Source organism: Bacillus sp. HU-1818, assembly GCF_022695965.1.
Taxonomy (GTDB): Bacteria; Bacillota; Bacilli; order Bacillales; family Bacillaceae; genus Bacillus; species Bacillus atrophaeus.
The window spans coordinates 137,834-149,775 of record NZ_JAAPBE010000006.1; the positions used below are offsets into that span (position 1 = coordinate 137,834).

Genomic DNA, 11,942 nt, shown 5'->3' on the forward strand with positions numbered 1-11,942 from the left:
CTATGTTTACCAATCAATTTCAAACTTTAGTCGATGTCATTCGGGAAAGAAGCAATACAACGGATCACGGAATCCGTTTTATCGAGTCCGATAAAAACGAGACGTTTATATCTTATCGCCAATTGTTTGATGAGGCGCAAGGATTTCTGGGTTACTTACAACATATCGGCATTCAGCCAAAGCAAGAAATTGTGTTTCAAATCCAAGAAAACAAATCATTTGTCGTCGCTTTTTGGGCTTGTTTATTAGGAGGAATGATCCCGGTACCAGTCAGTATCGGAGAAGATGATGACCATAAGCTAAAGGTATGGCGCATTTGGAATATATTAAACAATCCGTTTCTGATTGCCTCTGAAAAGGTATTGGAAAAAATAAAAAAATACGCTGCAGAACACGATTTACAAGATTTCCATCAGCAATTAAACAAGAAATCTGACATTATTCAAGATCGAATCTACGATCATCCCGCTTCAGTATATGAACCTGATGCGGATGAACTGGCCTTTATTCAATTTTCTTCCGGATCGACAGGGGACCCTAAAGGGGTCATGTTAACGCATCATAACTTAGTACATAATACGCGCGCCATTCGGAGTGTTCTGGCTCTTGACTCGAAAGATGCTTTTTTATCTTGGATGCCATTAACCCATGATATGGGGCTCATTGCTTTCCACCTTACTCCCGTCTTGGTCGGAATCAATCAAAATTTAATGCCGACAGAATTATTTATCCGCAGACCCATTCTTTGGATGAAAAAGGCCCATGAACATAAAGCCAGCATTTTATCCTCTCCTAATTTTGGATATAACTACTTCCTTAAATTTCTGAAAGACAAAAGCTTTGACTGGGATTTATCCCATATCAGGGTTATCGCAAACGGAGCAGAACCTATATTGCCAGAGCTATGTGACGAATTTTTGAGTAGATGCGCAGTGTTCAATATGAAAAGAACTGCCATTTTGAATGTTTACGGTTTAGCGGAAGCTTCCGTTGGCGCAGCGTGCTCTAAAATTGGAGAAGAATTTGTCCCTGTGCATTTGCATCGCGATCATTTAAATCTGGGTGAAAGAGCGGTTGAAGTCAGCAAAGAGGATCAAAATTGCGCTTCTTTTGTCGAAGTGGGACAGCCTATTGATTACTGTCAAATTCGAATCTGCGATGAGGCAAACGAGAGATTGGAAGACGGATTTATCGGGCATATCCAGATTAAGGGGGAAAATGTGACCCAAGGGTATTATAACAATCCCGAAAGTACGAACAGAGCGCTGACTCCCGATGGATGGGTGAAAACGGGAGACCTTGGTTTTATCAGAGAAGGTAACTTAGTCGTAACCGGAAGAGAAAAAGACATTATTTTTGTGAATGGAAAAAATGTGTATCCTCATGATGTTGAACGGGTCGCGATTGAAATGGAAGAGGTTGATTTGGGAAGAGTTGCAGCCTGCGGTGTATATGATCAAGAGACGCGAAGCGGAGAAATCGTGCTCTTTGTTGTTTTCAAAAAAACCCCTGAAAAATTTGCACCGCTTGTCAAAGACATTAAAAAGCATTTGTACCAACGAGGCGGCTGGAGCATAAAAGAAGTCCTTCCGATCCGAAAGCTGCCAAAAACGACAAGCGGAAAGGTTAAGCGATATGAACTGGCTAAGCAGTATGAGACAGGGGAATTTTCGATAGAGTCTGCCACAATCAAGGAATTTCTGGAGAGCCATCAGAAGGAACCGGGTCAGACCCCCATTCATGAGATAGAAACGGAATTGCTGTCTATCTTTTCCGAAGAGCTTGCTGGGAAAAAGATTCACCTAAACGATAGTTATTTTGATATGGGCGCAACTTCATTACAGTTATCTCAAATTGCCGAACGCGTAGAACAAAGGTTTGGGCGCGAGCTTGCGGTCGCTGATTTATTTACATATCCTTCCATTGTGGATTTAGCGGCATTTCTCGCTGAAAGCCATGCTGCAATTAAGCAAGCCAATACAGCGAAGCCAAGCCATGTTTCGTCGAAAGACATCGCCATTATCGGGATGTCGCTCAATGTTCCGGGAGCATCGGATAAAAGTGATTTTTGGAACCTGCTGGAAAGAGGAGAGCACGGCATTCGACAATATCCTGAACCAAGAGTCAAAGATGCGACGGATTATTTACGATCCATTCGAAGTGAATTCATTGAAAGTCAGTTTGTTAAGGGCGGTTATTTAGATGAAATCGATCGATTTGATTATTCGTTCTTTGGTTTAGCTCCCAAAACTGCACAGTTCATGGACCCCAATCAAAGGCTGTTTTTGCAATCCGCATGGCATGCGATTGAAGATGCAGGCTATGCCGGTAACACCATTAGCGGGAGTCAGGTCGGGGTATATGCAGGGTACTCGAAGGTTGGCTACGATTATGAACATCTCCTCTCTGCGAATTATCCGGAGGAACTTCATCAATATATTGTAGGGAATCTTCCCTCCGTGTTAGCAAGTCGTATCGCTTACTTTTTAAATTTAAAAGGGCCGGCGGTCACTGTGGATACGGCTTGCTCTTCATCGCTCGTTGCCGTTCATATGGCATGCAGATCTTTGCTTACAGGCGATTGTAAAATGGCGATCGCTGGGGGTATTCGAACATCGCTGTTGCCGATGCGTATCGGGCTCGATATGGAGTCATCAGACGGGTACACCAAAACGTTCAGCGAAGAGTCGGACGGCACAGGATCTGGCGAAGGCGCGGCGGCAGTCCTGTTGAAACCTTTGCAGGATGCGGTTCGTGACGGAGATCATATTTATGGCGTGATAAAGGGGAGCGCGATAAATCAAGACGGGACAACCGCTGGAATCACCGCACCGAATCCGGCAGCTCAGACCGAGGTCATTGAGATGGCCTGGAAAGACGCGGGCATTGCTCCTGAAACGCTTTCTTTCATCGAAGCGCATGGCACCGGAACCAAGCTTGGTGATCCGGTTGAATTTAACGGTCTTTGTAAAGCGTTTGAGAAGTATACGGCAAAGAAACAATTTTGTGCGATTGGCTCTGTTAAATCAAACATCGGACATTTGTTTGAAGCGGCAGGCATCGTTGGACTGATAAAATCTGTCCTCATGTTGAATCACAAAAAAATCCCGCCATTAGCGCACTTTAGTAAACCGAATCCGTTAATTCATTTTCAATCTTCACCATTTTACGTCAATCAAGAAGTTATGGATTTCACGCCTGGTGACCGACCGCTGCGATGCGGAATCAGTTCGTTCGGTTTTAGCGGAACGAATGCGCATGTCATACTGGAAGAATATACTCCTGAAGGTAAGGATATACCGGAGGCCGAAAATGAGCCGCACCTATTTGTTTTATCCGCCCATACCGAAACTTCACTCTATGAACTCGCTCAGCGGTATCGGCAAAATATCTCGGATGACAGTCAAGCTTCATTGAAGTCAATTTGCTATACAGCCAGTACAGGCAGGGCACATTTGGATCATTGTATAGCCATGGTTGTATCCAGTACGCAAGAATTATTGGATAAACTGACCTGCTTGATTCAAGGCGATAGAAATCTTCCCCGGGTATTCTTTGGTTACAAGAACATGAAGGAAATGCTGCCTGCGGATAAAGAACAGCTGAATAAACAAGCTGCTCGTCTGGTCGAGGAGCGTATCCGTACGAAGGATGAACGAATCACATGGCTGAATCGCGCCGCCGAATTATTTGTGCAAGGAGCCGCGATTGATTGGCGCACGATATATTCCAATGAAGCTGTACAAAAAACTCCATTGCCCTTGTATCCGTTTGAACGGAATCGGTGTTGGGCTGAAGCTGACCATTTGCGCTCTAAGGAAGGCAAAGAGAGAGGAGAAGCAGCATTGGATATCAATCAGACGAAGACGCATATTGAATCCTTCTTGAAGACTGTGATTAGTAATGCTTCGGGAATCAGAGCGGATGAAATCGATCTGAATGCCCATTTTATCGGGTTCGGAATGGATTCCATCATGCTGACCCAGGTTAAAAAAGCCATTGCAGATGAATTTGATGTGGACATCCCGATGGAACGCTTTTTTGATACGATGAACAACATTCAAAGTGTCGTAGATTACTTGGCAGAGGCCGCTCCATCGTCTGCATCCGCTCCGGCTCAAGAGAGTGTTACGGCGCAAGAAAAGCTTGTCATTTCAGAACCACAGCTCGAATCGGATCATAGAGAAGATCATCAAGGGCATATGCTGGAAAAAATTATTGCTTCTCAGAATCAATTAATCCAGGACACCTTACAAGCTCAATTGAATAGCTTTAATTTGTTGAGAAACAGCAGCCATCATTCTGCAGTGGAAGAATACGTGAAAGCGCAAGAAAAATCGAATCCTTCTTCCAAGCAGGGGACTCCATCTGTCACTGCAGAAAAGAAATTGACTCAAGAAGCGAAGCCTTATGTTCCTTTCCAGCCGCAGCACTTGCATGAACAGGGACACTATACTGCACAACAAAGACAATATTTAGAAACTTTTATCGAGCAATACGTAGACAAAACGAAAGGTTCCAAGCAATATACGGACGAAACCCGATTTGCCCATGCAAATAACCGCAACTTGTCCAGTTTCCGTTCGTATTGGAAGGAAATGGTATACCCGATTATTGCCGAACATTCGGACGGTTCCAAGATGTGGGATATTGATGGAAACGAATATATCGATATCACCATGGGCTTCGGGGTAAACCTTTTTGGACATCATCCGTCCTTTATTACGCAAGTCATCCTTGATTCAACCCAATCGGCATTGCCGCCGCTTGGTCCGATGTCGAATGTCGCCGGAGAAGTTGCAGATCGAATCCGCGCATGCACTGGGGTAGAAAGGGTCGCTTTCTATAATTCCGGAACAGAGGCAGTCATGGTTGCCCTTCGTTTGGCGAGGGCGGCAACAGGAAGAAAGAAAGTTGTGGTGTTCTCGGGCTCTTATCACGGTACGTTTGACGGCGTATTAGGGGTAGCCAATACGAAGGGCGGGGCTGCGCCTGCAAATCCGCTGGCTCCGGGCATACCGCAAAACTTTATGAATGATTTAATTATTTTGCATTACAACAATCCGGATTCGCTGGACGTGATTCGCAGTCTGGGAAATGAATTGGCAGCCGTACTGGTGGAACCGGTGCAAAGCCGAAGACCGGACATGCAGCCGAAATTATTTTTGAAAGAACTGCGGGCGATCACGCAACAATCCGGGACAGCCCTGATTATGGATGAAATTATTACGGGATTTCGGATCGGTCTCGGCGGCGCGCAGGAATGGTTCGACATTCAAGCCGATTTGGTGACCTATGGGAAAATCATCGGCGGCGGGCAGCCGTTAGGTATTGTTGCCGGAAAAGCTGAGTTCATGAATACGATCGACGGCGGAGTCTGGCAGTATGGAGACGACTCCTATCCAACGAACGAGGAGAAACGCACGTTTGTGGCCGGCACCTTCAATACTCATCCGCTTACCATGAGAATGTCATTAGCCGTGCTTCGTCATCTACAATCCGAGGGAGAAAATCTGTATGAGCGATTAAATCAAAAGACGACCTACTTGGTGGATCAATTGAATCACTATTTTGAACAATCGAAAGTGCCTATTCGTATGGTTCAATTCGGTTCCTTATTCCGGTTTGTCTCATCGGTTGATAATGATTTGTTCTTTTACCATCTCAATTATAAAGGTGTCTATGTTTGGGAGGGCCGCAACTGCTTCTTGTCTACGGCTCATACCTCTGATGATATTGCTTATATCATTCAAGCCGTTCAAGAAACGGTGAAAGATCTTCGCCGGGGCGGATTTATTCCGGAAGGGCCGAATTCCCCTGATGACGGAGGGCATAAAGAACACGAGACGTACGAGCTTTCTCCTGAACAACAACAATTGGTCATGGTATCCCATTATGGGAATGAAGCTTCTGCGGCTCTGAACCAATCCATTATGCTAAAAGTGAAAGAGGCAGTGCAGCATACGCTGTTAGAACAAGCGGTGCAACATATTGTCAACCGCCATGACGCTTTACGTACGGTCATTCATGTCGATGACGAAGTACAGCAAGTGCAACCACGGATGAATGTGGAAATTCCTGTCATCGATTTTACCGGTCACCCGGATCATGAGGCGGAAATTCAAAAATGGCTGACGGAAGATGCAAAGCGTCCGTTTCATTTTCACGAACAGAAGCCCTTGTTTAGGGTTCATGTACTTAAATCGAACCAAGATGAACATCTGATTGTGCTTACATTCCATCATATCATTGCCGATGGGTGGTCGATCGCTGTTTTTGTACAAGAGCTGGAGAGCACTTACGCCGCCATTGCAGAAGGAAAACCGCTTCCGTCGGATGAGGCTGCTTCGTTTCGCCAATATTTAGATTGGCAGCAAGCGCAGATCGACAGCGGCCATTATGAAGAAGGAGTCCGTTACTGGCGGCAGCACTTCTCCGAACCGATACCGCAGGCAGCCTTGCCCAGCGTGGCTTCTTCCCGTTATTCGCACGGGTATGAGGGTGATAGGTGTACGGTTAGACTGGGGCGGCCTTTAAGCGAGGCTTTAAAGTCATTAAGCATTCGCATGAAAAATAGCGTATTTGTGACCATGCTGGGCGCATTTCATCTTTTTCTGCACCAGCTTACCAAACAGTCCGGCCTTGTGATCGGGATTCCAACAGCAGGTCAATCACATATGAAACACCATGTGTTAATTGGAAATTGTGTCAATATGGTTCCGGTGAAGAATACGGCTTCTGCAGAAAGCACCTTATCCGGTTACCTCGACTGTATGAAGGAAACCGTGAATCAAGCCATGCGGCATCAAGCTGTTCCGATGACACTGGTGGCCAGACAGCTTCCGCATGATCAAGTGCCGGATATGCGTATTATTTTTAATTTGGACAGACCTTTTCGAAAGCTGCATTTCGGAAAGGCGGAGGCTGAGCCCATTGCGTACCCTATGAAATGCATTTCATACGATTTATTTCTTAACGTAACGGACGTGGATCAAGAATATGTTCTTGATTTCGATTTTAATACGAACGTCATCAGTCCGGAGATCATGGAAAAGTGGGGAGCGGGCTTTGCGAAATTGCTGCGAAAAATGGTTGAAGGGGATTCAGTCCCTCTTGACGCCTTGATAATGTTTTCCGATGAAGAAGAGCAAGCTTTACAAGAGCTGTATGCCGGTCATCAGCAGCGAGTCTCTTCAACATTAAGCAATACGGCGGACCGTGCTGCCGTCTACGAAGAGCCGGAAAATGAAACGGAGCGGCAACTGGCACAGATCTGGGAGGACCTTTTCAGCCTTGAGCGGGTGGGCAGATCAGATCACTTCCTGGCTCTGGGGGGAAACTCGCTGCAAGCGACGCTTATGCTTTCCAAAGTTCAGAAAACATTTCAGCAAAAAGTTTCCATCGGGCAATTTTTCAATCATCAGACGGTTAAGGAGTTGGCGAGTTTGATCGGGAGTGAAAAGAAAGTCATGCACCTCCCGATAAAGGCTGCTGAGAAGAAAGCCTATTACCGGACATCGCCAGCGCAGCAAAGAGTATATTTCCTGCATCAAATGGAACCGAATCAACTGTCGCAAAATATGTTTGGCCAAATATCGATTATAGGGCAGTACGATGAGCAAGCCTTGATCGCATCGCTTCAACAAGTCATGCAGCGGCATGAAGCTTTTCGCACTTATTTTGACATTATAGATGGCGATATTGTCCAGAAAATTGCAAGTGAGCTTGATTTTAACGTTCAGGTCCGTGCGATGGACCGGAATGAATTTGATGCCTATGCAGATCGGTTTGTAAAACCTTTCTGTTTGGAACAAGCACCTTTGGTTCGCGCGGAGTTAATCAAGATTGATAACGAGCAGGCGGAACTGCTCATCGATATGCATCATATCATTTCGGACGGTTATTCCATCAGCATACTTACAAATGAGCTGTTTGCTCTATATCACCATGAGCCATTGCCGGAAATTGAATTTGAATATAAAGATTTCGCAGAATGGCAAAACCAGTGGCTGATTGGAGAGACCATGGAGCAGCAGGAGAAATACTGGCTGGAGCAATTCAAAGAAGAAATCCCCATCCTTCAACTGCCGACAGACGGTTCAAGAGCGATGGAATGGTCTTCTGAGGGACAGCGCGTGACGTGCTCCTTGCAGCCAAATGTAATCCGTTCGCTTCAAGAAATGGCGCAAAAAGCGGGAACGACTCTGTATACGGTGCTTCTGGCTGCTTACAAAGTGCTGCTTCACAAATATACGGGCCAAGAAGATATCGTCGTAGGTACGCCTGCTTCCGGAAGAAATCATCCGGATATCGAAAGTATGATCGGAATTTTTATTCAAACCATCGGGATTCGGACCAAGCCGCACGCCAATAAAAGATTTGCGGATTACTTGGAAGAAGTCAAGCGGCAAACGCTTGATGCATTTGAGAATCAGGATTATCCGTTTGACTGGTTGGTGGAGAAATTAAATGTACAACGGGAAACAACTGGAAAGTCGCTGTTTAACACGATGTTTGTTTTTCAAAATATTGATTTTCATGAGATCCAGAAAAACGGATGTACGTATAGGGTGAAAGAACGAAATCCCGGAGTCTCTTTATATGATTTGATGCTAACGATCGAAGATGACGGACAGCAGTTAGAAATGCATTTCGATTTTAATCCAGGGCAGTTTGAACAGGAAACCATTGAACAAATAACAAGACACTATACCCACATTTTGGACAGCCTTATCAAGGAGCCGGAGATGGCTTTGTCTTCCATTCCTATGCTGTCTGACACCGAACAGCATCAATTGCTGATGGAGTTTAATGACACTAAGACGCCGTTTCCGCACGACGAAACAGTATGCCAATGGTTTGAAAAGCAAGCAAAACAGCGGCCTGACCATGAAGCCGTTATATTTGGCAATGAGCGGTACACGTACAGGCAGCTCAATGAACGGGCAAATCAATTGGCGCGAACGTTAAGAACGAAGGGCGTACAAGCGGATCGGTTCGTTGCCATTATCTGCCCGCATCGTATCGAGCTGATTGTTGGAATTTTGGCTGTTCTAAAATCCGGCGGCGCATACGTGCCCATTGATCCGGAGTATCCGAAGGATCGGATACAATATATGCTGAAAGATTCAGAGGCGGAAATTGTTTTGACACAGCACCAACTGCATAAACAATTAACGTATGATGGTGACGTTGTGTTTTTGGATGAGGAAAGCTCTTATCATGAGGACCGCTCAAATCTCGAATTGATCAGCGATGCGCATGATTTGGCCTACATGATCTATACGTCGGGTTCCACGGGGTATCCGAAAGGCGTACTCATTGAGCACCAAGGGTTAGCCAATTATATTTGGTGGGCGAAAGAGGTTTATGTGAAGGGCGAGAAAACCAACTTCCCATTGTACTCGTCCGTCTCTTTCGATTTAACAGTGACTTCGATTTTCACACCGTTGGTCACGGGAAATACCGTCATTGTCTACGATGGAGAAGACAAAAGCGCGGTGCTTTCAACGATTATGCAGGACCCAAGAATAGATATGATCAAATTGACCCCGGCGCATTTGCATGTACTCAAAGAAATGAATATAGCCGATAAAACGACAATTCGAAAAATGATTGTGGGCGGAGAAAATTTAAGCACCCGCCTGGCCCACTGTGTCAGCGAGCAGTTTAAAGGCCGGCTGGACATATTCAATGAATACGGACCGACGGAAACAGTCGTCGGATGTATGATTTATCGTTACGACGCTAAACAGGATAGACGAGAATTTGTACCGATAGGCACTGCGGCCGCCAATACGAACATTTATGTGGCGGATGCCAGCAGGAATCTGGTTCCGATCGGGGTACCAGGTGAAATTTATATCAGCGGAGCAGGTGTGGCCAGAGGTTATTGGAATCGCCCGGATTTAACGGCAGAGAAGTTCGTTGATAACCCGTATACCCCGGGAACGAAGATGTACAAATCAGGGGACTTGGCTAAGCGATTGCGGGATGGAAATCTTGTCTATTTGGGCCGAATCGATGAACAAGTCAAAATCAGAGGACATCGAATCGAACTTGGTGAGATCGAAGCAGCGATGCATAAGGTGGAAGCGGTGCAAGAGGCCGCAGTTTTAGCCAGAGAAGAAGAGGACGGCTTAAAACAATTGTGTGCGTACTATGTGAGCGGCAAACCTGCAACAGTTTCGCAGCTTAGAGAACAATTGTCACTGGAGCTGCCGGATTACATGGTGCCGTCCTATTTTGTCCAGTTGGAACATATGCCGTTAACGTCCAACGGGAAAATAAATCGTAAAGCACTGCCCGCGCCAGAGGCAAGTTTGCAGCAGACAGCCGAATATGTCCCAGCGGGCAATGAGATTGAATCCAAGCTGACAGCCTTATGGCAAGAGGTGCTCGGGATCAGCCATGCAGGGATCAAGCATAATTTCTTTGATCTTGGAGGAAATTCCATTCGAGCGGCGGCCTTAGCCGCCAGAATTCACAAAGAGCTTGATGTGAATCTGTCTCTAAAAGACATATTTAAGTTTCCTACCATTGAACAGTTGGCTGACATGGCGTTGCGCACGGAAAAAAATCGATATGCATCGATTCCTGCTGCAAAGGAAATGCCCTATTATCCAGTTTCTTCAGCTCAGAAACGGATGTATCTGTTAAGCCATGCTGAGGGCGGCGAGCTGACTTACAATATGACGGGTGCCATGAGTGTAGAAGGGGACATCGATCTGGTCCGATTAAACGCCGCTTTCCAAAAATTAATCGAACGTCATGAAGCTTTGCGGACCAGCTTTGACCTATATGAAGGCGAACCGGCACAGCGTATTCATCCGAGCGTCGAATTTACAATAGAACGAATTCAAGCGAGAGAAGAAGAAGTTGAAGATCGTGTGCTTGATTTCATCAAAGCGTTTGATTTAACCAAGCCGCCGTTGATGCGAGTAGGACTGATTGAACTTGAACCTTCAAGGCATGTGCTGCTGGTTGATATGCATCATATCATTTCCGATGGCGTGTCCATGAATATTCTGATGAAAGATTTAAGTCGACTCTATGAGGGGAACGAACTGGATCCGCTTTCCATTCAATATAAAGATTATGCGGTTTGGCAGCAAACAGAAGTTCAGAGACGGAACATTAAGAACCAGGAAGCGTATTGGCTGAATCGGTTTCATGATGACATTCCTGTACTGGATGTGCCTACGGATTACGAGAGACCTTCCATACGCAATTATGAAGGCGAATCATTTGAATTTCTGATACCGGAACAATTGAAACAGCGCTTAAGCCAAATGGAAGAAACCACAGGAGCAACTCTTTATATGATTTTATTGGCAGCCTATACGATTCTTTTATCCAAATACAGCGGACAAGAGGATATTGTCATAGGGACGCCGATCACCGGGCGAACTCATATAGATGTAGAGCCTGTTGTGGGAATGTTCGTCAATACGTTAGTCATTCGCAATCACCCGGCAGGCGGTAAAACATTCGATGCTTACTTAAACGAAGTAAAGGAAAACATGCTGAATGTCTATCAAAATCAAGACTATCCATTGGAAGAATTGATCCAACATTTACATCTTTCAAAAGATTCAAGCCGTAATCCTTTGTTCGATACGATGTTTGTGCTGCAAAATCTCGATCAAGCTGAATTGAAACTGGATTCCCTTCGATTCACGCCGTATAAACTTCAGCATCCGGTTGCCAAATTTGACCTGACCTTGTCGATTCAAGCGGATCAAGACAAATATCACGGTCTGTTCGAATACTCGAAGAAACTATTTAAGAAAAGCAGAATCGAAGCTTTATCAAACGACTATTTACGCATCTTATCCGCGATTATAGAACAACCAAGCGTTCAAATCGAACATATCGAATTGAGCGGCAGCGGCGTGGAAGAAGAGAACATGATCGATTCTATTCAATTGAACTTTTAGGGA

General features: G+C 45.4%; 1 protein-coding gene. It reads left to right on the forward strand.

Annotation, left to right across the window (positions count from 1 at the left end):
* The first annotated feature begins 2 nt into the window (after positions 1–2).
* Positions 3–11,939: a non-ribosomal peptide synthetase/type I polyketide synthase gene (locus GXP75_RS19825; RefSeq protein ID WP_242557696.1), complete on the forward strand. Its 11,937-nt coding sequence runs from the start codon at positions 3–5 to the stop codon at positions 11,937–11,939.
* Positions 11,940–11,942 lie beyond the last annotated feature (3 nt).

Excerpts from the sequence above, each read along its gene's own strand:
- GXP75_RS19825 (WP_242557696.1), top strand. The coding sequence starts at position 3 with ATGTTTACCAATCAATTTCAAACTTTAGTCGATGTCATTCGGGAAAGA.